General features: G+C 67.8%; 28 protein-coding genes and 2 pseudogenes. 12 read left to right on the top strand and 18 right to left on the bottom strand.

The window, feature by feature from the left end:
* Positions 1-54: 54 nt before the first annotated feature.
* From H9Y04_RS44185 to H9Y04_RS48045, 3 genes are read right to left on the bottom strand one after another with little or no spacing between them, the layout of a single operon-like run.
* On the bottom strand, positions 55-963 hold the full coding sequence (locus H9Y04_RS44185) for a collagen-like protein (protein ID WP_187819926.1): 909 nt from the start codon (positions 961-963) through the stop codon (positions 55-57).
* The gene (locus H9Y04_RS44180; RefSeq protein ID WP_187819925.1) at positions 954-1,346 is read right to left on the bottom strand and encodes a hypothetical protein; all 393 of its coding nucleotides are present in this window, start codon (positions 1,344-1,346) and stop codon (positions 954-956) included. The genes H9Y04_RS44185 and H9Y04_RS44180 overlap by 10 nt, the downstream gene beginning before the upstream one ends.
* Positions 1,343-1,585, bottom strand: a complete 243-nt coding sequence (locus tag H9Y04_RS48045) for a holin (RefSeq protein WP_308802046.1) — start codon at positions 1,583-1,585, stop codon at positions 1,343-1,345. Before H9Y04_RS48045 ends, H9Y04_RS44180 begins: the two co-directional genes overlap by 4 nt.
* A gap of 54 nt (positions 1,586-1,639) precedes the next feature.
* On the opposite strand from H9Y04_RS48045, the gene H9Y04_RS44170 reads away from it, so the two are divergent.
* From H9Y04_RS44170 to H9Y04_RS48515, 3 genes are read left to right on the top strand one after another with little or no spacing between them, the layout of a single operon-like run.
* Positions 1,640-2,248 carry a hypothetical protein gene (locus H9Y04_RS44170; protein ID WP_187819927.1) on the top strand — a complete coding sequence of 203 codons (609 nt, stop codon included), beginning with the start codon at positions 1,640-1,642 and terminating at the stop codon, positions 2,246-2,248.
* A gap of 18 nt (positions 2,249-2,266) precedes the next feature.
* Entirely contained in the window at positions 2,267-2,449 is a 183-nt protein-coding gene (locus H9Y04_RS44165) for a hypothetical protein (protein WP_187819923.1), read from the top strand.
* The gene (locus H9Y04_RS48515; protein WP_368858449.1) at positions 2,439-3,095 is read left to right on the top strand and encodes a type II toxin-antitoxin system VapC family toxin; all 657 of its coding nucleotides are present in this window, start codon (positions 2,439-2,441) and stop codon (positions 3,093-3,095) included. The genes H9Y04_RS44165 and H9Y04_RS48515 overlap by 11 nt, the downstream gene beginning before the upstream one ends.
* Here H9Y04_RS48515 and H9Y04_RS44155 read toward each other — a convergent pair.
* The 8 genes from H9Y04_RS44155 to H9Y04_RS44120 all read right to left on the bottom strand — a co-directional run bounded on the left by H9Y04_RS44155 (position 3,027) and on the right by H9Y04_RS44120 (position 11,249).
* Positions 3,027-3,446, bottom strand: coding sequence for a hypothetical protein (locus H9Y04_RS44155; protein WP_187819921.1), 420 nt, complete (start codon positions 3,444-3,446; stop codon positions 3,027-3,029). The genes H9Y04_RS48515 and H9Y04_RS44155 overlap by 69 nt on opposite strands.
* Positions 3,443-3,937, bottom strand: coding sequence for a hypothetical protein (locus tag H9Y04_RS44150; RefSeq protein ID WP_187819920.1), 495 nt, complete (start codon positions 3,935-3,937; stop codon positions 3,443-3,445). Before H9Y04_RS44150 ends, H9Y04_RS44155 begins: the two co-directional genes overlap by 4 nt.
* Positions 3,938-4,019: 82 nt before the next feature.
* Positions 4,020-4,790 (bottom strand): peptidoglycan-binding protein, encoded by a 771-nt coding sequence (locus tag H9Y04_RS44145; RefSeq protein ID WP_187819919.1) that lies wholly within the window; start codon positions 4,788-4,790, stop codon positions 4,020-4,022.
* A gap of 731 nt (positions 4,791-5,521) precedes the next feature.
* Positions 5,522-5,803, bottom strand: a complete 282-nt coding sequence (locus H9Y04_RS44140; protein WP_187819918.1) for an H-type lectin domain-containing protein — start codon at positions 5,801-5,803, stop codon at positions 5,522-5,524.
* Positions 5,804-5,819: 16 nt separating this feature from the next.
* Positions 5,820-7,709 (bottom strand): hypothetical protein, encoded by a 1,890-nt coding sequence (locus H9Y04_RS44135; protein WP_187819917.1) that lies wholly within the window; start codon positions 7,707-7,709, stop codon positions 5,820-5,822.
* Between the two features lie 7 nt (positions 7,710-7,716).
* Positions 7,717-8,487, bottom strand: a complete 771-nt coding sequence (locus H9Y04_RS44130; protein WP_187819916.1) for a VG15 protein — start codon at positions 8,485-8,487, stop codon at positions 7,717-7,719.
* Positions 8,447-10,624 carry a phage portal protein gene (locus H9Y04_RS44125; protein WP_187819915.1) on the bottom strand — a complete coding sequence of 726 codons (2,178 nt, stop codon included), beginning with the start codon at positions 10,622-10,624 and terminating at the stop codon, positions 8,447-8,449. Before H9Y04_RS44125 ends, H9Y04_RS44130 begins: the two co-directional genes overlap by 41 nt.
* A gap of 37 nt (positions 10,625-10,661) precedes the next feature.
* On the bottom strand, positions 10,662-11,249 hold the full coding sequence (locus H9Y04_RS44120; RefSeq protein ID WP_187819914.1) for a hypothetical protein: 588 nt from the start codon (positions 11,247-11,249) through the stop codon (positions 10,662-10,664).
* A 224-nt stretch (positions 11,250-11,473) separates the two neighbouring features.
* Between H9Y04_RS44120 and H9Y04_RS44115 the strand changes: the two are divergent.
* Positions 11,474-12,668 (top strand): annotated as a pseudogene (locus tag H9Y04_RS44115) (IS110 family RNA-guided transposase).
* Positions 12,669-12,670: 2 nt separating this feature from the next.
* On the opposite strand, the gene H9Y04_RS44110 reads toward H9Y04_RS44115, so the two are convergent.
* The 7 genes from H9Y04_RS44110 to H9Y04_RS44080 all read right to left on the bottom strand — a co-directional run bounded on the left by H9Y04_RS44110 (position 12,671) and on the right by H9Y04_RS44080 (position 16,327).
* Entirely contained in the window at positions 12,671-13,102 is a 432-nt protein-coding gene (locus H9Y04_RS44110) for a phage terminase small subunit (RefSeq protein ID WP_187819913.1), read from the bottom strand.
* Positions 13,103-13,121: 19 nt separating this feature from the next.
* Entirely contained in the window at positions 13,122-13,733 is a 612-nt protein-coding gene (locus tag H9Y04_RS44105; protein ID WP_187819912.1) for a bifunctional DNA primase/polymerase, read from the bottom strand.
* Between the two features lie 249 nt (positions 13,734-13,982).
* Positions 13,983-14,171 (bottom strand): hypothetical protein, encoded by a 189-nt coding sequence (locus H9Y04_RS44100; protein ID WP_187819911.1) that lies wholly within the window; start codon positions 14,169-14,171, stop codon positions 13,983-13,985.
* Between the two features lie 195 nt (positions 14,172-14,366).
* Entirely contained in the window at positions 14,367-14,768 is a 402-nt protein-coding gene (locus H9Y04_RS44095; RefSeq protein ID WP_187819910.1) for a hypothetical protein, read from the bottom strand.
* 244 nt (positions 14,769-15,012) lie between these two features.
* A complete protein-coding gene (locus H9Y04_RS44090; RefSeq protein ID WP_187819909.1) occupies positions 15,013-15,174 on the bottom strand; it encodes a hypothetical protein in 162 nt (53 codons plus the stop codon).
* A 627-nt stretch (positions 15,175-15,801) separates the two neighbouring features.
* Positions 15,802-15,990: a helix-turn-helix domain-containing protein gene (locus H9Y04_RS44085; RefSeq protein WP_187819908.1), complete on the bottom strand. Its 189-nt coding sequence runs from the start codon at positions 15,988-15,990 to the stop codon at positions 15,802-15,804.
* A 139-nt stretch (positions 15,991-16,129) separates the two neighbouring features.
* Complete coding sequence (locus H9Y04_RS44080) at positions 16,130-16,327, bottom strand: hypothetical protein (protein WP_187819907.1); 198 nt, start codon at positions 16,325-16,327, stop codon at positions 16,130-16,132.
* Here H9Y04_RS44080 and istB point away from each other — a divergent pair.
* From istB to H9Y04_RS44045, 8 genes and pseudogenes are all read left to right on the top strand, one after another.
* Positions 16,326-17,018, top strand: coding sequence for an IS21-like element helper ATPase IstB (gene istB / locus H9Y04_RS44075; RefSeq protein ID WP_187819906.1), 693 nt, complete (start codon positions 16,326-16,328; stop codon positions 17,016-17,018). The two genes, H9Y04_RS44080 and istB, sit on opposite strands and share 2 nt — an antisense overlap.
* An 883-nt stretch (positions 17,019-17,901) precedes the next feature.
* Entirely contained in the window at positions 17,902-18,390 is a 489-nt protein-coding gene (locus H9Y04_RS44070; protein ID WP_187819905.1) for a hypothetical protein, read from the top strand.
* Between the two features lie 156 nt (positions 18,391-18,546).
* Positions 18,547-19,641 (top strand): Mu transposase domain-containing protein, encoded by a 1,095-nt coding sequence (locus tag H9Y04_RS44065; RefSeq protein WP_187819904.1) that lies wholly within the window; start codon positions 18,547-18,549, stop codon positions 19,639-19,641.
* Positions 19,642-19,697: 56 nt separating this feature from the next.
* A complete protein-coding gene (locus H9Y04_RS44060) occupies positions 19,698-19,931 on the top strand; it encodes a hypothetical protein (RefSeq protein ID WP_306660242.1) in 234 nt (77 codons plus the stop codon).
* 118 nt (positions 19,932-20,049) lie between these two features.
* Positions 20,050-20,703 carry a site-specific integrase gene (locus H9Y04_RS47895; protein WP_306660241.1) on the top strand — a complete coding sequence of 218 codons (654 nt, stop codon included), beginning with the start codon at positions 20,050-20,052 and terminating at the stop codon, positions 20,701-20,703.
* A gap of 85 nt (positions 20,704-20,788) precedes the next feature.
* Positions 20,789-21,151 carry a tyrosine-type recombinase/integrase gene (locus H9Y04_RS47890; RefSeq protein WP_306660240.1) on the top strand — a complete coding sequence of 121 codons (363 nt, stop codon included), beginning with the start codon at positions 20,789-20,791 and terminating at the stop codon, positions 21,149-21,151.
* Positions 21,152-21,161: 10 nt separating this feature from the next.
* Positions 21,162-21,491: a helix-turn-helix domain-containing protein gene (locus H9Y04_RS44050; RefSeq protein ID WP_187819903.1), complete on the top strand. Its 330-nt coding sequence runs from the start codon at positions 21,162-21,164 to the stop codon at positions 21,489-21,491.
* A gap of 6 nt (positions 21,492-21,497) precedes the next feature.
* Positions 21,498-22,676: pseudogene (locus tag H9Y04_RS44045) on the top strand (hypothetical protein); the annotation flags it as partial.

The raw sequence follows: 22,676 nt of genomic DNA, 5'->3' as shown, positions 1-22,676 counted from the left end.
CGACAAGGGGAGGTAGTCATGCCAACTCCGAAGGCCGGTAACCCCGTTGCGGGGCTACGAAAAAGGTAATGGGGGGGTGGGTTCGGTGGTGGCGTTCTTCAAACCGATGACGCCTTGGCCGCCGCCGGCGTCGGTGGTGGCGGCGGAGCCGACCACCAGATTCGTCTGGGCGAACAGGTAGGGGTTGGCGATCGTGTAGCCGGAGCTGTTGACCCTGAAGACGTCAGAGTTCCCCGACGTGCTGCGCACCTGCAGGGTGCTGGAACCGGCACCCTTGACCACCAGGCCTCCGGCCTCGACGCTCACCTTCCCGCTCACGGTACCGCCGGTGGCGGGCAGGGCCTGTACATCGTCGGCGGTCAGGATGACGTCGGGGGTGGTGTGGCCGTTGACGGACTGGACGATGCCGGGTTCGCCTTGGTCGCCCTTGTCGCCGGGCGTACCGGGCGTGCCGGGTGCGCCGTCCTGCCCGGGCGGGCCTTGCTCGCCTTGAATGCCGGGCGGGCCCTGCTCCCCTTGGATGCCTTGCTCGCCCTGGGAGCCCTGTTGCCCTTGCTCGCCTTTGGGTCCGGCGGGTCCCTCGGGGCCGGTGACGATCAGATAGTCCCCGGCTTCAGCGTCGGAGGCGGGGGCGATCGCGGGCAGGGACACCTCGTCGGGGTCGGCGGGCAGCAGGATCGGATACGTACGCCCGGCGGTGTCGTACCACTGCTCGGTCACCTGATAGGTCCAGTCGAGCGGGTTGATGCCGTCCGCATCAGTGGCGAGCAGGCTCACGCGGAACTCGCCCGCGGCGTTCAGTTCGGCCTCGACACGGGACAGGTACACCTCCGCTCGATCGCGGTGCACGACGGTGGCGGGCTGGGGCTGGAAGCTGATGCGCCCTTGCATGGGCTGGGCGGTGTCGGGGTGCAGATAGCGGCCGGTCACGGCGACCAGCTGCAGGCCGTCTCTTACCGGCATCGGGCATCGTCCTCTCCAAGAGCAGGTTCACCGCGCGCGGACACATCACCCGCGCGCGGCAGCGGAATCGGGGCAGTACGAGCAGTAGGGGTGGTGGGGGTGAGGTGGTCCAGGCGGGCTTCGAGCCGGTCGACCGCATCACGCAGGCTGGTACCGGAGTTGGGGAACAGTTCGTGCCCCATCCGGTCGAGCTGTTCCTCGACCGCCGCGAGCCTGCGGGGGATGCCGGGTTGGGTGGGGGTGCCGTTCCACTCGGTGAGGAACTGTTCGCCGCCGACCACGACCCGGGCGGATCTGCGCACCACCCGCCACAGAAACGGCAGCGCGGTCGCCGACGCCACCACCAGACCCACCGTGAGGGTCAGGATCTCGATACGGGTCACGCGCCGGCCGCCCCCCTGCGGTGTCGCCCGGCCGGCTGCTCACTCAGCCCCGGCCCACCCGGGGTCGCGATCGAGGTCAGCAGCGACAGCACCGCCGCCATCCCCGCGGTCGACAGCGCGGCCAGCCAGGGGGCATCGAGCAGGCCGAAGCTGCCGGCACCGAGCACGGCCAGCAGGGACTGGCAGAAGGTTCGCGCCGCTCGTTCGATGGTGGCGGTCCGGTATGCGGGATCGTTCACGGGTATCCCTTCGGGGGTGCGTGGTAGACATGTCAGTACTCGGATCGGCGGGAGGTGAGCAGTGTGGAGCTGGGCGTTGAGCTGCACGGCCCGCACGCAGCGATGGACGCGCGGGCGGTGACCAAGTCCCTGCAGCATGTGCTGCAGCTGCTGACCCTCCTCGATCATGAAGAGGCCGGGCGCAGCCCGGACAGCAAGAAGGGCACGCGGTGGGCCTTTTCCCAACTGGGCCTTGGCAGTGTCCAGGCGGCCATCGAATCCCTTGAACATGGCGCTGGTTCGAGCATCGGTACGGTCAACGAGGCTTTCCAGCAGATCGTGCGAGGGTTTGAAGAGGCGGAGAGCGAAGCGGTGCTGCCACGTGGCTGGAGCACGCGCGCGGCCAAACACGCGGCGGACGCCGCACGTATCGAGGGCGGCCTGCGGCTCATCCAGCGCGACGGGCCACACGAGGTGGCCTCGGTGGAGGTAACCCCCCGCGCGCGCAAGCACCTACTGATCGCGCTCGAGCACTCCTTCACGTCCCTGGGCTCACGGCGCGGGCATCTGGGCTGGATCGCCGACCGGCTCAACCTGACCGCCGGCCTGTGGACCGAGGTCGCCAATGAACGGATTGCGCTGACCTACCCGCCCCAACTGGCGGACGCATTCGGCAAGGCCTGACGCCAGGACCGGGTGGAAGTGTTCGGCACCCTCACTCAAAACGCCAAAGGCCAGGTGCTCGCCATACACGTCACCGACATCGAGATCCTCCCGTCAACGACCCGGCTGCCCCGAGCCGACCTGGCCGGCGGCTTCTACCCGGAGATGACCGGTGGGCTGACGGCCGCGGAACACCTGGCGGTGATCCGCGGTGAGGCCTGAGGCTCCCGCCAGCGCGTATCTTGACGCCACGTGCTACATCCACTGGGCGACCGGAATGGACGACCAAAAGTGCATCGAGGGGTGGCTGGACGCCGCCCGGCGCCAAAAGCTCACCCTCTACGCATCGGCGAGCATGCTGGTCGAGGCACGGGGCAGCAGCCACGCACAGCCCAACCCAGAGGCCGAAGCGCGCCTGCGAACGCTGCTCACCGACCCGATGGTACGGCTCGTCGAAGTCGACCGGCGTGTCGCGCTCAAAGCACGCGACATCGCCCTGAAACACAGGACCAGCGGCCTGGACGCCATCCATCTGGCCTCGGCCGAACTCGCCGGTGCCGGCGTCTTCTTCACGCACAACAAGCGGGACTTCCCCGTCGGAAGCCGCTGGAAAGCACATGGGTCGACGAACCCTACTTCAACGGCGGCGAACCGCTGTTCACTTGAAGGCACCCTGCCACCGCGTTCAGCGGGCACGCTCAAGGGCAGCGGTCCAGAAGGCGGGTGTATGCATGGAGGAACTTCCTCGCGTCAAGGCGAACGCCCCGCGGCATGGCCGTCGGGGCGTTCGTCGTGTGGGTCAGTAGCCGGCGGGGGGAGGGTCGGGTTCGATGTGGACTCGGTCGCCCACCTCTACCTCCCGCAATGAGTCCGGGGGCAGGTTCTCGGGTTGCGCCACGACGTCACGGCGTACGGTGGGCGGCTGCATGAGGCGGGCGATTGGCCCGGAGGCGAAGCCGTACAGCGGGCCCGCCGCGCTGTGTTGGTCCCGGTAGGTCGCCGCGACACAGAACCGATCATGCACTTCGGTCACCTTGACGTACGTCTTCGGCGGGCTAAACGTGCCGAGCAGTTCGCCGGTTTCCGGATCATGTACGTCGTCGGGTTCAGGGCTGCGCACGGAGAAGACCATTCCCTTCCTCACACCGTCAGCAGCGCCGAGGTTGATGAGCACCTCGCGCTCGTTGACTATCTTGATGATGCGTCCGTTGTCCGTCATCTGGTCCCGTTCACGGTCGTCGCCGGCTCGGCCTCATATTCGTTTCTGAGCTTCTCGCGCATCGCCGCAACCTCCGCTGGCGCGAGGTCGTTCCAGTCCTCCAGCGCATCATCGACCGTATCGATCTGCATGCGCAGTTGAGCCTCGAGGATCCCCAGCCTGCTGTCCGCCTCGGCGAGCGGTACGCGACCGTCGAGGCGCCCGAGGCGCTGCAACTCCTGGCGGTACGTGACGACATTGCTCGCGGCCCGCTGCATTGCGCGGTAGAGGGAGACAGCGCGCCTGAAAGCAGGCCGTACCGTCGCCTGTAGTTGCGCCTGCCCCAGCCGAAATCCAACCCGCCGAGCCTCGCGCCAGGACCAGAACAGGCTGAGAAACAGGCCCAGGACCTGCAGCAGCACCGTCTCCAAGGTGGTGAGCTCACGAAACGCCGCGATCACCAAGTAGCCGCCGAAACACAGGGCCGCCAGCACAAACGGTGCGACGCGCACCAGCACAGGGATCGCACGAGGCCCCGATCCGGGAGATATATGACCATTCACCAGGACAAGGTAACTGCAATGAGCGATATCGCTACCCCCGTGGCACCCGCAGCCGCTCCCAACTGGTCTTGCCGGGCCAGCCGTCCGCGTCCATTCCGCGGTAGCCGAGCTTGCGCTGCCATTTGGCGTAGGAGGCGCGGTCGGCGCCGGTCCACTGCGGGCCCGGGCCCGTCCGGTAGGCGGAGCAGTCCTCGGCGACCAGCCGCTCGCCCATCGCCGTGATGATCGGTGAACGGGGCTGCTTGGTGAACCAGTCGGCGCCGGGGAACGGCTGCGGCGTACCCGGATCGGGAGCGGCGGTGCCGGGCTCCAGGGCGCCGGTCGTGACCAGCTTGTACAGCACGCTGCCGGGGCATGCGGTGTTGTAGCCGTCGCGGTGCCCGCGTATCTGTCTGCCTGCACCGCCCGTGGAGCGCAGGTGCGCGATGGCGTCCTTGATTCCCTGGACCTGGGCTGTGGTGGGCTTGGTGTGTCCCTTGCTGCCGACGAAGGCGAGGACGGCGTAGTGCGAGCGGTTCAGGGTGGTGTTGCCGTTGGCGGCGTTCTGCGCATGCACCCCACGCCCCTCAAAGACGTAACCGTGCTCGCAGACCGCATAGTTGTACGCGAAATCCGCCCAACGCTCCCCGGTGTCCATTTGGGTGTTCTGCAGCTTGCGCATGTAGCCGGCACAGGTGGAGTGACCGGCGGCGGTGTACTCCGTACCGAGGTAGTGGATCTTTGTCCCCTGCGTGGAGGCGACAGGAGCGTGGCCGTTGCGGGGCGGGCGGGCGCCCCAGGCGGTGCGGGTGATCAGTTGCATATGGACGTCTCTGTTCCTCTTGCTGGATGATGATCTTGGTGTGGATGGTGCCCCGACGGTGGGGCATCACGTTCATGCCGCCGCGCCCCGGGGTGTTGTCTTGGGTCGGCGCTCCGGGGCGCCCCAGCACGACGGATCGCCTGTTGCTGCCAGGAACGGCTGCTCGCCACTCGATCGAGTGGCGAGCAGTTGCTGGCACTTCCCGGTCACGTTGAAATCTGTGCAGGGTGTGGCGCGCTCATCGATCGGCTCAGGCCGCCGCGCCGGGGCCGGTGCCTCTCTCCCAGGACGGGCGCCGGCCCACCCGCCGGCTTTTCGGCGGGTGCGTGAACTGCCGCCGCCCTGGAGGAGAAGCCGGGGGGCTGGGCTCCCGACAGTCGGCGGCCGGGCAGCCCAGCCCTCAGCAGGCTGATCTGTCGGTCGGTTCACCCGATGGCGAGATGGTGCGCATCCATACCGGAGGCTGCGGTGTCATCGGGGCGTGGGGACGGTGCGCAGACTCTTGTCGGGCCGCGGTCTGTCGCACCCGGGCCGGTGCACAGCAACCCAGGCAAGTGCGTCGGCCCATGCCGCACACGGACCCGCGGGATGCTGGCACGGTGTGCGTAACCGGCAGCGGCAGAGGATCGTTCTCCTGATGACTGCCGCGCCCCGCTAATCCACATGCGGTGGTTGTCAGGCCCGCCCGGTGTCACGTCGGCTTCCCGGGCGGGCTTTTGTCGCGTGGGGTGTTAGGTGGCGGTGGCGATCCACTGGACGGGGATGTTGGTCCAGGTGGCGGGCGTGTTGGCGGCGTCCGTGATGAACAGGAACAGGGTGAATCCGGTGGAGTTGATGTTGATGGCACGGGATCCCCACCGGGCGGTGGCCCCGGCGCCGGAGACGATCTCTGTCTGGACGATCGGGGCTGTCGGGTAGGGCTTGGGGAAGGTGACGGCCAGGGTGGCGGACTGGATGCCGGTGTCCTGGAGCCGCTCGGCGGTGATGCGCATGCCCGGCTGCCACTGCGTCATGGGGCGGAGTCCTTTGTTAGAGGGCGACGATGGCCGGCTGGGCGAGCGCCACCGGTACGCCGGCCTGGTGGGGTTTGATGACCTGGTTGACGGCGCGGGTCACGGTGAAGGTCTGCGGGGAAATGTCGCCGTCGATGGCGGTGACCCGCACGATCTCGCCGCCCACGGTGATGTCGAACGGCATCTCCGAACTGGCGGTGGTCCAGGCCGGGCCGTGGGTGGTTTCGACCTGCAGGCTGGTCGCGTGTGCGGTGACGGCGTGGGCGAGGCGGGAGCCGCTGGTGTCGGCGCGCACCGGTGCGTCAGGGGCGTCGGTGCCTTCCGGGCTGCTTGACGCCACGGTGGCGACGGTCCAGGGGTCTGCGGGGCGGCAGTTGGCGCTCATGCTCCAGCGCGTGGGTGACAGGGTTTCGCTCCAGCCATCGATCAGGACCTGCACTGCCCCGGCGGGATGCTGGTGCGGCAGGTTGACCACCCGCGCCACGTCCCCGGGCTTCACCGTGAGCCATGCGCCGATGACGTGCGGGGCCACCGCGAAGTCGCTGGCCAGGGTTGCGTAGCGCATGCCGGGCCAGGTGCCCAAGTGCACGCGCCATGCCGCCAGCTGCGGAAGCTGTGCATCGGTGGCGGTGTTGATCGTGGTCTGCTCGTCGTAAGTTCCGCACTGCTCGATCGACGCAGCGTCGGTGGCGCGGGCGAAGGAACCTCCGGCGCGGGTCATGGTGACGTCGTTACGCAGCCGTTGATCGTCCAGCACGGGCGCGAAGGGGTCGGCGATCTCACTCTTGCCCGCATCCAGGTCGAGTGCCGGGCTCTGGTTGTACAGGGTGGCGCGGGGCCGGTATTCGAGCCCTACCTGGTCGGGCTGTTCGCCGAGGTAGCCGCCGTCGACGGCGGCGCATTCACTGAGCAAGTCGAGCAGAGTGGCTGGGCGTTGCGGGCCCATCGCCGCGGTGGCGCTGCATGCGCCGGTGACCCGGACCGCAACGCCCTCTTCCTGACACAGTCGCCTGACGCGCGCGCCGGCGCTTTCGCCGGCGAAGCCGGTGTCGGCGTCGTTGTATACGTAGTACGACACCGTGTCGAACACACCAATGTGTCCGATCGGCATGCCGGACAGGTCATTGCCGAAGCGGGTATCGATCGCGGTCAGGGCGCCCGGCGCCCCGGTGTAGGTGTGGGTGGTGCCGTACGCGGTCGGGTTGCCGATCGGGTACCAGCCCACGGCCAGTTTCGCGTGCACGCCGTCGGTGGTCGCGGTGAGCCGCAGGCGGGTCCAGCCGTCGGCCGTGCCGCGCGGGATGAAGTTGTGCAACGTGATGCGGAAGCGTTTGTAGGGGCGGCCGTTGGAGACGACCTCGAGGAGGCTGTTCTCCGCGGTGGGCAGCTGGGTGAGCTTGTAGATCATTTCGAGGTACCACTCGCCCGCGGTCATCGCCCCGATGCCGGCGGCCATGATGGTGGCCTCGCCAATGGTGGGCAGGGCGCTGCTGCCGGGCAGGTCGTCGACGGCAGCGAACCGCACCCCGCCCAGCGTCATATCGCCCACCCCGGGGATGGGGCTGGCGGCGCTGGTGGCGTCCTGGCCCTCCTCGAGCGGCCAGTAGGCGATCGGGTTCCCGGTCGGGATATGGCGGCGCAGCGTGGACTGCAGTTCCTTGGCTCCCTGCCCCAGGCGCCGCAGCACACCGGAGACCGTGAGGCTGCACCGCGACTCTCCTTGGTAGGGCCCGTGGGACAGGTCGCCGTAGGGCCAGGTCGGTGCCCACTCGTCGACCGCGCCGACGATCCGGGGATGCCAGTTGGTGACCTGCGCCGGCGTGTTGATGTGCCACATGCGCCCGGCCGCGTCGGTGAACTGTGTGTCGCCGTCGGCCTGGAGGGTGAAGTCGGGGCCGGCGACCACCGGGCCGTCAACGCCGTCGCGGACCTCGGCCCGGTAGATCCTGCCCGCCGCAGGCTCGACTCCGTCCGTCGCACCGGGCAAGGCAAGTGGTGCGGTGGAGGCGGCAATGCCCACTGCGGTGACGGGCAGGTTCTGCGAAGCGAACTGCTGCCACGGTCCGGACAGCGAAGCGGCCCAGTACCTCGGGTGGTTCCGGCTCGCGCCGGTACAGCGGCTCGGCGCTGCACGAACACCGGTCATGGCTGCGGAAGGTCGATGTGGTCTTGCTGTAGACGGCGCCGCGGCCGATCAGCATCGAGCAGAACGCGCAGGTGCGCCCGCCACCCGACACCCGCCGCCAGCCCGCCATTTCACCGCGCGCACGGAAGGTTGCCATCACGGTCTCGCGGTCCCCAGCCAGCACCAGGCGGCTGGCCGCGCCCTGCAGCTGAGAGGCCATCACCCGCTGGGCGGCGGCCTCGGAACCGGAGCTGGCCATCTGGGTCTTGAACGCCACCGGCCCCGTCACGCGCAGCGCCTGCGCAACCTGCGCCGCATCCGCCTGGACCACCACCGGCGAAAGACGCACCCCGTTCAATGCCGCGTGCTCGGTGAGGTAGCCGCGCGCCAGCTTCGCCAGCGCGGACTGGCCCGCGAGGATCTCCTGCTGCACCTTGGGTGCGATCCGGTCCCACCAGTCATCGATGTCGGTCACGTCCGCGCGCAGCGCGGTGGTGCGCAGCCTGCGCGCGATCAGTTCAGCGACCTTCAGGACCTGGCTTTGGTGGTAGCGGCTCAACGCCTGCGCCCGGGCGCTCGACATCCTCCACCCCCGCTTCCGTGATCGGCTCCAGCCCCGGCGGCGCACCGGCCAGAAGTGTTTGGACGTCGCCCAGGGCGTCGCTCTCGTCCGCCAGCGCTTCCCAGCGCTGCAAGTCCTGCTCGGTCACGCCGGGGATGCGCTCCCACAAGGCACGCGGAGGGATCTCCAGCTGGGTGGCGAGCTTGCCCAGCGCATCAGCGACCTGTGCCAGCGAGCGCGGCGTGGTATCGCGCCACACCACCTGCGCCGAGGTGTCCCGCCACGTGTCCTCATCGCCCAACGCCTTGCCGGACAGGCGCAGCATCTGCTCGATGCTCTCCCCGAAGCTGGTCTTGTGCTCGCCGATATCCAGCTGGTGCCCGGCCTCCAGCGCGGCCAGCGCCTCCGCACTGACGTTGGAGACGGCATTGCCGACGACCAGGGTGTGCGGCGGGATCTGCCGCACCGAAGCCACATACAGCAGCGTCTTGTCACGGGAATCCAAATAGCCGGACAGGTTCGTCTCGGAGAACTCCCCGAAGTGCGTATCGACGCTGTCGGACTGCCACACCCGGTCCACGGCCGCATCCCACGGCTCGACCGGGTTGCCGTCCTCGTCCTCGGCGATCGCCATCCCGGTCACCCAGCGCTGCTTGAACGCCGCATACTGCTGCGCCATCAGCAGCCCGAACGTCGTCTGGTTCAGCTGGCGCTGCGCCGGAAGCATCGGATACACCACACCCTGCGGCACATCATCGAGGTCGTCGTGCGATTCCAGGAACCGCACCACCGGACACACACCCAGCCCGTGCTCACGCACCTCAACCTGCCGGAAGTCCAGCGCGACCCCCTCCAGCGGCAGCGGATCGGCCCGGGCCTCGCCGATGGCCGGCATCAGCAGCGACGCCGGCACATCCACGGTGTACGTGAACTGGTCGTCGTACACGGTGATCGCACACACCATTCCGACCGCCCCGGCGCCCATCAGCGGCCGCGGCATGCCGATACTGACCGCGTACTGCGGCCATTCGTCGTTGACCGGATCGCCGTACAACGCGGTGAGCCGGCGCGGCGAGAACGGCGTGATCTGCGGGCGTACCGGATCGGGCAGTACGACCGCATAGGACACGCCGTAGCTCAGCGCCGCCCGGTACAGGCCCGACTGCCGCGCATCCATCCGGTTGGGCTGCCACACCGTGTCCCACACCGGCGAGTTGTCCGTCCGTCCCGAGGGCCGAGACCCATCCACGAACAGGCGCCGGCGCCGCGCGTTGAGGACATGCCGCGTCAAGCGAGGATCACCGTCATGGGTGAGCGCCCCCTCCCGGATGTCGATTTCCATGCGCTCGCAGGCCGGAGTGAACTCCCGTGCCCGGCTGCGCATGTCCCAGGCAATCGCGTGCGCGCCATGGCCCGTGCCCGTGCTGGCATCGATGACCAGCCGGTCGCCGAACTCCTGCGCCCACGTGTCGAGGTAGTTCTCGAACTCCTTCACATCCCCGAAGAACGCCACCACCGTGTACTGGTCGAACACCGCCCGCACGGTCCGGTCCACATCGCGGCGGTCGACCTGCCAGCCCTGGCCCGAAGGTCCCTGGGGTTTCTCCCAGCAGCCGAGGACGAACACGTGCCCGTCGCTGACCCGGCAGCCCACCAACGCGGTCGCGTCATCGGACTTGGAACCGTCAAAGAACATGACGACCGGCTCACCCGATTCGACGAGCCGGTTCGGATCGGCGCAGGACGCCCAGGCCGGGTGCGTCACCCAGCCCTCGCAATGCGCGGTGGGCTGGTTAAGAAAATAGCGGCGGGACTCCCCGGGGTCCTTCTCGATGTTCCAGAACTCCGACTCGATGATCCCGTCGAGATCCAGCACGTCGCCGAACGGCCCATACACCTCCCGCAGTCCGGCCCGCATCGCCGCCAGGTCCGTCAGGTCGAGGTCGGCGGGTGCTTCGCGGTGGTCCCACATCAAGCGCCGCTCACGCGTCTTGCCCTCAGCGATCGCCTTCGCCCGCTCGTGGAGCTTCTCGAGCGTGGAATCCTCACCCGGCTGAGACATCGTCGACGTCAGCAGCGCCCACGGGGATGCCGCCTTCCGCTTGCGTAGATTTCGGTCCACCGTCCGGTACATCTGCCGCAGCTCCGGCAGGGTGTACAGGTGCGGCTCGTCAAAGACCGCGAACGATTCCTTGCCGCCATCCCGCGACGCCGCCGGGCAGGAAGATCCGGGTGATCCCCGCGGTCCCGGAGGGCAGATCCTCGGCGAGGGGGCCGTGCTCCAGGTTGAAGTTGATGTTGTCGTAGGTGTTCCCGGACTGGGACTCCTCGGTGGCCAGGCAGCGGATGAACGGATACGTCACCGGCCGGCCCATCGCCTCACCCGGCGCGTACTCGTACACGTAGTCCCGCCACACGTAGCGTTCGCCGCCGGTGGCCCAGCCCGCGAACCTGACCGGGCCCAGTGCCTCCGCCAGACCGACGAACCCCGCCAGCTCGCTCTTGGCACGCCCCTTGGCCCGCGAGACCACCGACGTGTCATACAAACGTCGACCCGACCTGTCATGGGCGTAGTAGTCGAGGATCAGGCCGGCGAACTCGTCGTCCAGCGGCAGGCATTCGCCTCCGTGGCGGGCGCTGAGCGGGATGCCCTGCACATCGCCCGGACCGTGCACGCAAAGCCACTCGATCCACGCGAGCGCCACATGCAACGAATGGTCGCGGGTGTGGTCGGGGTGCAGGACGCGTTCACGAGGCACTACCTTCCTCCCGGGTCATCGCAGCCATTCGTAGGGTTGTGGAGCCCAGGGGAGTTGGGTGTGGCTTTCACGAGGCTGCCGCGAGTGGCTGGCGATGCTTTGCCGCCCAGCTCTCCACGACGACTCGGCCGCCAATTGGGAAGTGCGAGAAGGTCGCTGTGTAGTGCAATGCCGGCGAGGTCGTCCGTGGTACGTACTGCCCGAACACGAACGTCAGGAGCGCGATGAGCCGGATATGGGCGGGGATCGATAGTGGCAAGGGCCACCACCATGGCCTCTTGCTGGACGCCGAAGGCAAGACCCTGCTGTCGCGGCTGGTCGCCAACGATGAGCCCGAGCTGGTCGATCTGGTCGGTGACGTCCTGGGTCTGGCCGATGGTCGGCCGGTTACCCGGGCCATCGACATGACCGGTGGGGAACCTGCGCTGCTGCTGGCCTTGCTGCTCAATCACGGCCAAGAGGTCCTCTACATCCCCGGCCGCCTGGTCAACCGGGCGTCCGACGGCTATCGCGGAGAGGGTAAGACCGACGCCCGTGACGCTTACGTCATCGCGGACCAGGCTAGGATGCGCCGCGATCTGCGGCCTATCCGTCCCGGCGACGAAGCCGCCATCGACCTCAAACTACTGACCGGCCGCCGGGCCGACCTGGTCGAGGACCGCACCCGTGTTGTCAACCGCCTGCGCGGCACCCTGCTGAGCATGTTCCCGGCCCTGGAACGGGCTCTGGACGTTACCAACATCGGCCCGCTCAGGCTGCTGCCGGCTACCAGACGCCAGCCGCAATCCGTCGGGTCGGCGTCGCTCGGCTGACGAAGTGGCTGGCCAACCGCGCGGTCCGAGGCGCAAGGGCCCTGGCCGAGGCCGCGGTCAAGGCCGCCGAGCGGCAGCACACCGCGATCCCTGGGGAGAAGACCATCGCCAAACTGGTCCACACCCTGGCAGAGGAGGTGATGGCACTCAACGAGCAGATCTCCGCGATGGACAAGCTCATTGAGGGCCGGTTTCGCGAGCACGAACTCGCCGACATCGTCCTGAGCGTCCCGGGCATCGGCTCCGTGCTCGGCGCCGAGTTCCTTGCTGCCGTCGGGGCAGTCTGGACGAGTTCGACTCCCCGGACGCCCTGGCGGCCTTCGCCGGCGTCGCCCCCGCACCGCGCGACTCCGGCAAGGTCAGTGGCAACCTCCACCGGCCGAACGCCTACCACCGCAGGCTCCAACGCGTCTTCTACGCCTCCGCGCTCGTCAGCATCCGCTGCGATCCGAACTCGCGGAAGTTCTACGACCGCAAACGCGCCGAAGGTAAACGCCACGTCCAAGCCGTGCTCGCCCTCGCCCGCCGACGTGTCAACGTCCTGTGGGCACTCATTCGTGACCGACGGTGCTACCAAGTCGCACCACCTGTCACCAGAGCGGCTTGACTTCAACATTGGGAAGCATCGGACACCTTGCGTCGGCGTGCGGTCAGGTCCGCCACCCCCGCCGGCGGCGCAGCCGACCTGGGCTGCTCAACCTTGATCCGGCCGCGCATCCGGTCCACATGCGTGGCCCCCAGCAGCGACTCGTTCAACCGAATCTCCGACAGCAGCTTCGTGGACGGCTCCGCCCAATACGCCTCGATGAGCGGGGCAAGCATGTGCAGCCGCTGCCAGTCCGTCACCGTGAACACCGCCGCATGCGGCGCCTGCTGCCACGTCGCATACCACACGCGGGTACGCGACGAATACTCCTCCACGCCCGGCAACTGGGGCGCATCTGACTGCGCGCGCGCCGGAACGGCGACCGCATCGGCCTCAAAGGTGTCGGCATTGCGGCGCCGCTTGTTCGACGAAGGCGGGGGGCCGAACCCGGCCATGACCTCACCCCCTGTCGTGTCAGATCAGATCGTCGATCACTGGCCCCAAGTCGGCCAGCCAGCGCGGAGCATCTTCGAACCGGTTGCCGGTCACAGCGATGTACCGTCCGTGGCCGTATACCTCAATCGCCATACCGTCACGGCGGATCCGCCGGCCGCTCTTGACCTGCCCGCGACCCCAGATGTGCAGACCGCGGCCCGAGACCGATACCTCGGTGAAGGTACGCGGGCATCGGTCGAGGATCTCCCGGGCCCACTCGGCAACCTGACCCTCATCGTCGATGCAATGGTCAAGGTCGACACAGAGCAGGCCGTCCCGGTCAGCTAGGACGAACCCGAGACCGGCACCCACAGTCGCGCTGCAGGCCTCGGCGTAGGATGCCCACGTGCCGGGCGCGGCCACCGACGCGAGCCCTCCGTCGAGCATCCGGGGCCGCTTGTCCGCATCGCGCCGCACCCAACGTCGGCGATCGGTCATCTCCTGGGGCAACGCGGATGCATTCCGCTCGGCCTGGCGCGCCCGGTAGGCGGCCTTGCGACAGCGAATCGAACAGTACTTGGGCATCGGGCCGCGCCCCGCTACCGGCAACCGCTCACCACACTCGGGCTGCTCACACACCGTGCGCATCATGGGGCAATGCTATCAACCCACGGGGCGAGTAAGCCCGCTGACCTGCACATTTACCGATCCACGCACGGTGAGGTCGCTCACTGTCTGAGATCACTGCAGGTGGGAGACCCGTACACATTGCGGCTTGCTATGCCGCACCGTGGGCCAGATTCAGGCGGGACCGGGGACACCCCCACCCCGCTGATCAACTCCCCTGCATGACGGCCCTGGCTGCGCCAGCTGTCGTCTTCGATGCCGAAGATCATGTCGCTAGTCGATGAGTCCTGGATGCTGCTCGACTGGCCGGCGCTTGCTGGACTGCGGTCCGCGCGCTGCTTGGGCTTGGAGTGCGGTGCGTTTGCGGTGGTGAGGACCGCAGAGCATGCGCAGGTTGTTCAGGTTGTGGTCTTCGGGGTTTCCGATGTGGTCGCAGTCCGTGCCCTGTGCGGTGTAGCGCACACCGTCATCGTCCCATGTGCACTGTCCGCCGTCTCGCTCCAGGGCCTGGGCCCTGAGGGCCTTCCAGCCGTGAGGGCGGGGGGTAGTTCGCCATGCGGTGGGGCTCTCTTGCCAGGTCACGCACACCACCCCTGGGGGCTATTCGAGCGGAGTCTCAAGGTCTGGCACCCCCAGGACGTGCGGCCCCTGCTTCAACTAGGCATCGGGGCAGATGTGTTCACGCACTAGGCCGATGATCTGCTTGGCTTCGGCCTCGGTGACGGATCGCGTGCCGGAACCAAAGCGCTGCTGAGCGGCCCATACGGCCTTGTCGCCACCGAGACTGGAACACTGGTTGACGCCGTTGTCTACGGCGTCCTCTTCATCGCGTACAAGCCAAGGGTCGATGTCCTTGAGGCCTGCCAGATAGGTGGCCCTCTTGTCACCGACGGGGTTCTTGGGGATGCCCGCCTTTTCGCGGAGCTTGTCCCAATCAGTTGACGCGGTCGGGGATGTCGATGGCCCGTCCTTGGCTGTGTCACTCCCGCCGCAGGAGCTGAGCACGAGGAGGCCGGTGAAGACAACTGTGGTGAGCAGGGTTGCCGGGCGGGAAAGCATCGTAGTCCTTGCCGTGCTTCGCGGAACGGTGTGCGGGCCCCGCACCCAGGGGGGCGGGTGCGGGGCCCGTATGGCGCCCGCCGCAGCTCAAGAGGGGGGTACGACCTGCGCTGCGTCGCGGGCGCCATGCGCCACGAGGTACCGACCAGGGCACGACGCGGCATACACCCAGATCCGCCTGCCGACAGAACGGCCTGGACGTGACGATCACGGTAACTACCGGCCTACCCTCGTCGGCTCGCCGTTAGTTGATGCGGTGCGGCCAAAGGGAGGCAAGACACGCCGGCCAGGCGGGAACGCGCAACGTCCGCGTGTTGTCGCAGTCGTCGATGACGATAGCGAACGGGGTGGCGAAGTCCTCGCCGTCGTGTTCGGCGGGGAGTTCGAGGATCTGGATGCGCGCCATTACGTTGCCTCGTCGTCTGCGCCGGCTCGATTGAGGGCGAGGGGTTGTTGTGCGCCACGCGGTGGGGCTTTCCTGTCAGCCCACCCCGAGGGTGTTCGGGGGGCGTTCGCTCACGACAGACTCCCCTTCCACGCGAGTCAAAGCGTGGTACGGCGCAGGGCCCGCACCGACGCCGGTTGGTGCGGGCCCAGCAGTGTCAGCCGAATCCCCACGATCATGGGCTGACGCTCCTCGCGGGCCCGGCTGAGGAAGGTGGGCCCGCGGAGGGTTTGCGGGCCCGCAGCAGGGGGGGCGCTGCGGGCCCGAGGCTGACCCATGCCTGCCAGGGCGAACGGTCAGCCTCCGAGGTTGCTGCCACCGACGGTCGGGGGAATACCACGACATGCGACCTCGGAGTGGTCGAGCGGAGGCTGTTCTGGGTCCCTGTCAGGCCGCCGCTCTGGTGACGAATGTACGCAGCTCTACGTAGCGCGGTAAGGGGCCGTTAGACCTGTGGAGTCCCGGCTGCGAGTCAACTTTCGGCTGTGCGTGTCGGCAGCACGAAGCCCCCGCGCCGTGGGGCTGCGGGGGCTTCGGTGAAGTGTTTTTGGGTGCAGTTCAGCACCATGACGTCAGATCAGGCCACGGTCAGCTGGGGTGCAAGTGGCGGGGATGGTGGGTGTGGTAGAGCTGGTCGACTTCGCGGAGGTCGACGGTGAGGCGGCGGGGTGTGCCGTAGCGGATGAGGCGTTCTTGGGCGGCCCATCGGCGGATGGTGCGGACGCCGATGCCGTAATGCTGGGCGGCTTGGGCGGCGGTGACGAGGATGGCGGCCATGCGTTCCAGTATGTGACGCGCCTGGGGCCATACCGCTGACGGTGATGTTGCCGTGTGTCGACGCGCCGGACGGGAGCTCATCTTGCGGGTGACGATGATCTGGGCCCGGGCCTTGACGGCGGCTGCCAGCACGGTTCGGTCACGGCTGCTCGTCTTCGTCCTCGTCGAGGAGGAAGTCGATGCCTTCGATGGTCTCCCATACGGACATCTCGTCCGGTGTGAGGTGGTAGGCGGCGGCGCGTTCGCTCAGGTCCTCGTAGGTGCGACCCACTTCGCCGAGCAGTGCTTGTCTCTCGCTTCGGAGTTCGGCGGGGGTACTGAAGATGACGCTCGGCATGGGGGTGCCCTTTTCGCCTGTCGGCACTGTCGCTGTCCTTCCTTCGCCTGCTGCTATCCTCCTGGACCTGCTGCAGATCGAACGCGCTGACCGCGACGTCCGCCGCCAGCAGCGGCTGGTCCGCGCGGCGAAGTTCCCCCGCCCCAAGCGGCTGGAGGACTTCGAGTTCGAGAAGAACCCCAACGTCTCGGCCGAGGTCGTCGCCGACCTCAAGTCGCCGTCCTGGGTCCGCGAAGGCAGGCCCTTGGTGATGGTCGGTGATTCCGGCACCGGCAAGTCCCACCTGTTGATCGGGATCGGCACTGCGATCGCCGAGGCCGGACTGACCGTCCGCTACATCACCGCCCAGGCTCTGGTGAACGAGCTCGCCGAGGCCGAAGCGGCCAAGCGGCTGTCGTCCCTGATGGCCCGTTACACCAAAGTCGATCTTCTTTGTCTGGACGACTTCGGCTACGCGAGCCTCGACAAGAAGGGTGCCAAGCTGCTGTTCCAGATTTTCACCGAGCGCGAGGAACGCAAGGCCACCGCGGTCGCCACGAACTCCCCGTTCGCCGAGTGGGACAAGACCTTCGGAGACCGCCGGCTCTGCGCGGCCATCGCCGACCGGATCACGTTCCGCTGCAATCTGATCCAGACCGGCACCGAGTCCTACCGGCTCCAGGCCACCTGCGACGAACGCCAGAGCCGCTGATTGAAGCCCTCTTCACCATCGACCTGAACACCTGTCACCGCCCGGACGGCCTCTCCCTCCGTACCCACGACGAGGCAGGCGGACCCCAACAAAAGCAACTTCCCCCCAGGCCGCTTGGTGCGCCAGCGTAGGTAAGTTGTCAATAACGAGGGGACCTTTGTCACTGAATGTAGGGACCTTCGCCAATTCGCTGACGGGCATAGACCCACAAAGATGATCTTGGAAACGAGAGCGGGACATCCCTTCCCGCGGCTCAAGTACCCGTCAGAGAAGGCTCATTCATGCACCGCATGGCCATACGCTCGCGCGCCCTCACCCGTACTGTCGCCGTCTCCGGCGCCACCGCGGCGGTACTCGGCACAGTGGGGATGGGGGTCGCCGGAGCTGCACCTGAGCCCAGTTCTGGCGGCTCGACGAAGGCAACCTGCGAAACGAAGAAGGAAGGTGTCGCCGGCGGCGCTCGGTGCAAGGTCGACACAAGGCTCGATGCTTACCGCGTCGTCATCAAGTGCGGCACGATCACCAAGTACGGACCTTGGAAAAACGCCAGCGCGAACACGTGGGGTGGCTGGTCGTGGGCCTACTGCACCCCCTCCGTGACGCCCCCGAGCAGCGTCAAGGTGCAGTACGACGCCTCTCCTATCCGCTAAGGCCCCAGGGCTCTGCCGCGATACAGCACACCCCCGTCGATGGCTGATCGAAGCCGTGGGCGGGGGCGCTGCTGTCGCTTCTGACAGCGCCAACAGCACCGCCGCCGCCGGACGCACGGTCTCCTGACCGATGAATTCCGGCGTGGCAGACCGCGGGTAATGTGATCATGAAGGTCCGTTAGGGGAGTTGCGTTGTGGGCGCTGTAGGCGAGATCGAGCCGGGTGAGGGAACCATGACGGTTCACCAGAACGACCGTGCTCCCCGTACCCCGCGCCTGGCGCCCCCAGCGCGGCGGTGGCTCTGGGTAGCGGCCGCCGCGATCGTCTCGGCCGTCCTCGTGCAAACGCTGCTTGCTGTGACCGCCTTGGGCCGTGCCACGCAAACCGGCGTCGTGGGTGAACTCGGCAGCCAGTACGCGCTCGAGATCCTCGAATACTTCGCCATTCAAGCGGCAGCATCGGCGGTCGTCGCAGTCTCGGCTTGCGCGGCCACCCTCGCCTGTCGACCGTCCTCATCGCCGCTGAAGTCACTACTGCTGGTGGCTACGGGCATGCTGGGTTCAGCCTTGGCGGCCGCACTAGTGATCACCCATGCACTACAGCCTTCGGTGTTCCAAGCGGTCCAGGGCGCCACCCAGATTCAGGCGCTGCTGAATTGGCCACAACTAGTGGCCTTCTCCACCTTCCCGACCGCGGCTGCCGCCTGGGCGCTGCGGCGATGAATCGAGCGCCCCTGCATGTACCCAAGAAGGAGCCACGTGTGGAGGGGCGCTCGGATGAGGGCATTGTCGGCGGTCTCTGAAAAGTGGACCACTGTCGGTCTCGCAAAGTTGACCCCCTCCAAGGGTCTGGCTCGTTGAGTCAGGCCGGGAGGATGGGTGATCGATGTGGAGGACTGGGCGGAGATCCGTCGGCTGCACCGCTCCGAGCAGATGCCGATCAGGGCGATCGCGAGGCATCTGGGGATCTTGAGGAATACGGTCCGGCGGGCTCTGGCGGGCAACGCGCCGCCGAAGTACCAGCGGGAGTCTCGGGGTTCGATCGTGGACGCGGTCGAGCCGCAGATCCGTGAACTGCGGCCGGTCTATCGGGCGGTGGATCCGGTCTCACGCACCGGCTACGAGCCGGGCGAACTCGCCCAGTGCGACCTGTGGTTCCCGCCGACGGAGATTCCGCTCGGGTTCGGGCAGACCGCGAGCCCACCGGCGTTGGTGATGGTCGCCGGCTACTCGCGGTGGATCATGGCGAGGATGCTGCCGACGAAGACCGCGGCCGACCTGATCGCGGGGCATTGGCGGCTGCTGACCGGTCTCGGCGCCATCCCGAAGGCTTTGGTCTGGGATAACGAGGGCGCCGTCGGTTCATGGCGGGGTGGACGGCCTCAACTGACCGAGGACTTCGCGGCGTTCGCCGGACTGCTGGGCATCCGGATCATCCAGTGCCGACCCGGCGATCCGGTAGCGAAGGGGCTGGTCGAGCGGGCGAACGGCTATCTGGAGACCAGTTTCCTACCCGGCCGGATCTTCGCTTCACCGACCGACTTCAACATCCAGCTGGCCGACTGGCTGGCCAGGGCCAACCGGCGCATTCACCGCACCCTGCAGGCCCGGCCGTCCGACCGCATCGACGCGGACACCGCCCGGATGCTGCCGATTCCGCCGGTCGATCCGCCCGGCTGGTGGCGAACCAGCCTGCGACTGCCGCGTGATCACTACGTCCGCATCGACACCAACGACTACTCCATCCACCCTCTTGCGATCGGCCGCCGCATCGAGGTGAAAGCCGATCTGGACCAGGTCCTCGCGTTCTGCGAGGGCACCGAAGTCGCCCGGCATGCCCGCTGCTGGGCTCGCCATCAGTTCCTGACCGACCCCGTCCATGCCGCGGCCGCTGCCACTGGCCGCGAGCTCGCCCGACGCCGGCCCATCCCGGCCGACCAGCTCGAGGTCGAACAGCGTCCGCTGGACACCTAGGACCGGATCTTCGGCGTGATCGACGGCGGCCTGACCACTGGAGAGGGAGTCGCATCATGACCCAGACCACCAGCAAGGCCGCCAAGAACGGCCGCGATGTCACCTCCGAACTGATCTATCTCACCCGCTCGTTGAAGGCCCCGGCCCTGCGGGTCGCCGCCGCCCGGCTGGCCGAACGAGCCCGCGCGGAGAACTGGACACACGAGGAATACCTCGCCGCATGCCTGCAGCGGGAGGTCGCCGCCCAACCCCGGGCAATTGCATGTAATGCACGAAGGGTGCGGTGCTGAGCTGCGGACCTGCAGAGATGGGGTACGCCCGCACTGCCGTCTCGTGAGGGTGTGAGCTGGCCCTTTGTGGAGCGTCGTGCATTGGGTGCATGATTCGCGCACCCGAAGGAGGCGCTCCGTGGCGGATTCGGACTCTGGAGACGGTTCGGCCCGGCTCCTTCTGGTCGAGGGCATCGCACTCTTGCACCCGGAGGACGCGGTCCTTGAGGCGATGCTTGAGGGGTGGGCTCGGCAGCAGCGCGGTGGCCGGCGCCTTCAGCCGAAGACCATCCGCGACCGGCAGTCGGTCGTGCGTCGGTTGGTGGAGTACACCAACGAGTATCCGTGGGCGTGGTCGGCTGGGCATCTGGACGAGTGGATGACGTCGCTCATCGCCCGGGGGGATCGTGCGGAGGCGACCATCCGCAACTACCAGGGGTCAATCCGGCAGTTCTGCGACTACATCACTTCGCCGTACTACGAGTGGGCGGCGGTGTGTCAGGAGAGGTTCGGTACGCACCCGGTGCAGATCTGCCACGAGTGGAACACCGTGGCGCACCTGGTCGAGTATGAGGCCGGGGCCGAGCGGCGGCCGATGACGCGCGAGGAGTGCCAGGCCCTGTTCGACTTCGCGGACGAGCGTGTCGAGCGGGCCGTACGCCTGGGCCGCAAGGGCGCCTTGACGGCTTATCGGGACGCGACGGTGTTCAAGGCGATCTACGGCTGGGGCCTGCGTTGCCAGGAAACGTCGGGCCTGGGTGTGACCGACTTCTACCGCAACCCCAAGGCCTGAGCTGGGACGGTTCGGATCGATGCACGTCCGCTACGGGAAGCGGAGCAGAGGCTCGCCGCCGCGACGACGGATGGTGCTGAGCATCATGCCGTGGGCGGTGGAATCGCTCGCCGACTACGTCCTCAATATCCGCCCGCGGTTTCGGCGTGGCGGCGAGGCTGCGCTGTGGGTGACCGAGCGCGGTGGCCGGCTGCAGCCAAGGGAGATCGAGGACAGGTTCGCCGACTACCGGGACGCGCTCGGCATGGACGACGATCTGACGCCGCACTGCCTGCGCCACTCCTACGTCACACACAACATCGAGGACGGCGCTGACCCGCAGTTCATCCAGCAGCAGGTCGGTCATCGCTTCGCCTCCACCACGGCGATCTACACGGGGGTCAGCGGCGACTTCATGAACACGATGATGCGCAGGGTCCTGGACCGGGCCCTGGAAGCGGACCACTGACGAGACGGTTGTGAAGGCGAAGCTGGACTACCGCTGGCACCTGCGCGAAGTCATGGCGACGCGCGGCATGTTCTCCACCACCGACCTGCGGCCGCTGCTGGCCGAGCGAGGCATCGCCCTGTCCCCGTCGCAGACCTACCGTCTGGTGGTGGAGCGGCCGGAGCGGTTGAGCCTGACGACACTGATGGCCTTGCTCGACATCTTCGGGTGCTCCATGGAGGAGCTGATCGAGCCGGTCACTGCCCCTTCCCGGCGGCGCAAGGCGGTCGGCGAAGCCGGTACGGGCGAGGCGGGCGTGGGGGGCTTCAGGCCCAAGCGGGCCCGCATCGTCCGGGAGTAGAGGGTCATGGTCGATGACACCGAAGTCTCGCGAGCCTGGACGGATCCGCTGGCTGTCATCACCGTGACCGTCCGCGCGGTCGAGTCGCACCTCGCCGAAGCCGATATCGCCGAGGCCGTCAGCGCGGTGGTGCGGCAAAAGCCCGCTCAACGCAAGCTGGCCCAGGCTCTGCTGGGCCATCCCGACCTGCTGACCTCAATGCGTCCGATGGGCCCGCCGTCGGTTCAGCGGCTCATCGAGGAGCTGGTGAGCCGCGGCGCCCAGCAGGTTCGGCCACCGCGATGCGCGCACTGCGGCAGGCAGAAGAAGCTGCCGCACGTGCACGGCGCTGTGCGGATTTGCAGCACTTGCGCAGCCCGCCGCCGCACCACTTGTGAGGTTTGCGTGACCTGCGGCAAGGCGGCCCCGGCTGCACACCGGGATCTACAAGGGCGGCCGTTGTGCCGCAACTGCACGCCCCACGCAGGCCGGAACGCCATGGAGATCATCCGCGATCACGTCCGACAGGCCGACCCGGACCTTTCACCAGCGGCGGTGACCGCCGCAGTTTTCGGGCTCGCACCAACTGCCGGGCAGCAACGCAGGATCGCTGGAACCCTTCAGAGCGTTCCCGGGCTGCTGATCGGCGACGGCGCCAAGGGAACTCCGAAGACCATCGCCCTGATCCAGGCGTTGCGGGCCGAAGGGTCGACCACGGTCATCGTCCCTGCCTGCCCGTTCTGCGCGCACATGGTTGCCTTGAAGTTCAGCCGGGAGGGCCTGCGGTGCTGCCGCCGCTGCTACGACGCGCTGCGGGCCGAGGACTGCTCGAGCTGCCACCGCCGCGCGGCGACCACCTCGCGCACCCCGGACGGCAAACCGCTGTGCACGCTGTGCACCCGCGAGGATGTGGTCAATCACGAACCCTGCTCCCGCTGTGGACGCACGGCGGCGATCGTCCGCCGTACCGCGCAGGAACGGCTCTGCCGACGGTGCTTCACCATGCCGACCGCTGTCTGCTCGATCTGCGGACGGACCCGGCCGTGCTACTACGCGACCACCGGCCACCCGAGCTGTCTCAACTGTGTCCGGCGCCGGCGGGTGAAGGTCGAGCCGTGCGTGAAGTGCGGCGATGTCCGCCCCGTGCGCGGTCGGACCAACGAGGGAGCGCCGCTGTGCAGTGGTTGCTCGCAGCGTCGCAAGCCG

Source organism: Streptomyces polyasparticus, from assembly GCF_014493765.1.
GTDB lineage: Bacteria > Actinomycetota > Actinomycetes > Streptomycetales > Streptomycetaceae > Streptomyces > Streptomyces polyasparticus.
Note: the sequence above shows the minus strand (reverse complement) of the source record. Positions and strands in the feature narration are given on the sequence as shown.

What these genes read in the sequence shown, in the direction of transcription:
- H9Y04_RS44125 (WP_187819915.1), bottom strand. Translation starts at nt 10,624, where the DNA reads ATGTACCGGACGGTGGACCGAAATCTACGCAAGCGGAAGGCGGCATCC.
- H9Y04_RS44145 (WP_187819919.1), bottom strand. Translation starts at nt 4,790, where the DNA reads ATGCAACTGATCACCCGCACCGCCTGGGGCGCCCGCCCGCCCCGCAAC.
- H9Y04_RS44080 (WP_187819907.1), bottom strand. Translation starts at nt 16,327, where the DNA reads ATGCCGAGCGTCATCTTCAGTACCCCCGCCGAACTCCGAAGCGAGAGA.
- H9Y04_RS44105 (WP_187819912.1), bottom strand. Translation starts at nt 13,733, where the DNA reads ATGATGCGCACGGTGTGTGAGCAGCCCGAGTGTGGTGAGCGGTTGCCG.
- H9Y04_RS44090 (WP_187819909.1), bottom strand. Translation starts at nt 15,174, where the DNA reads ATGGCGCGCATCCAGATCCTCGAACTCCCCGCCGAACACGACGGCGAG.
- H9Y04_RS44095 (WP_187819910.1), bottom strand. Translation starts at nt 14,768, where the DNA reads ATGCTTTCCCGCCCGGCAACCCTGCTCACCACAGTTGTCTTCACCGGC.
- H9Y04_RS44110 (WP_187819913.1), bottom strand. Translation starts at nt 13,102, where the DNA reads ATGGCCGGGTTCGGCCCCCCGCCTTCGTCGAACAAGCGGCGCCGCAAT.
- istB (WP_187819906.1), top strand. Translation starts at nt 16,326, where the DNA reads ATGGGGGTGCCCTTTTCGCCTGTCGGCACTGTCGCTGTCCTTCCTTCG.
- H9Y04_RS44070 (WP_187819905.1), top strand. Translation starts at nt 17,902, where the DNA reads ATGACGGTTCACCAGAACGACCGTGCTCCCCGTACCCCGCGCCTGGCG.
- H9Y04_RS47890 (WP_306660240.1), top strand. Translation starts at nt 20,789, where the DNA reads ATGCCGTGGGCGGTGGAATCGCTCGCCGACTACGTCCTCAATATCCGC.
- H9Y04_RS44140 (WP_187819918.1), bottom strand. Translation starts at nt 5,803, where the DNA reads ATGACGCAGTGGCAGCCGGGCATGCGCATCACCGCCGAGCGGCTCCAG.
- H9Y04_RS44060 (WP_306660242.1), top strand. Translation starts at nt 19,698, where the DNA reads ATGACCCAGACCACCAGCAAGGCCGCCAAGAACGGCCGCGATGTCACC.
- H9Y04_RS44155 (WP_187819921.1), bottom strand. Translation starts at nt 3,446, where the DNA reads ATGACGGACAACGGACGCATCATCAAGATAGTCAACGAGCGCGAGGTG.
- H9Y04_RS44185 (WP_187819926.1), bottom strand. Translation starts at nt 963, where the DNA reads ATGCCGGTAAGAGACGGCCTGCAGCTGGTCGCCGTGACCGGCCGCTAT.
- H9Y04_RS44085 (WP_187819908.1), bottom strand. Translation starts at nt 15,990, where the DNA reads ATGGCCGCCATCCTCGTCACCGCCGCCCAAGCCGCCCAGCATTACGGC.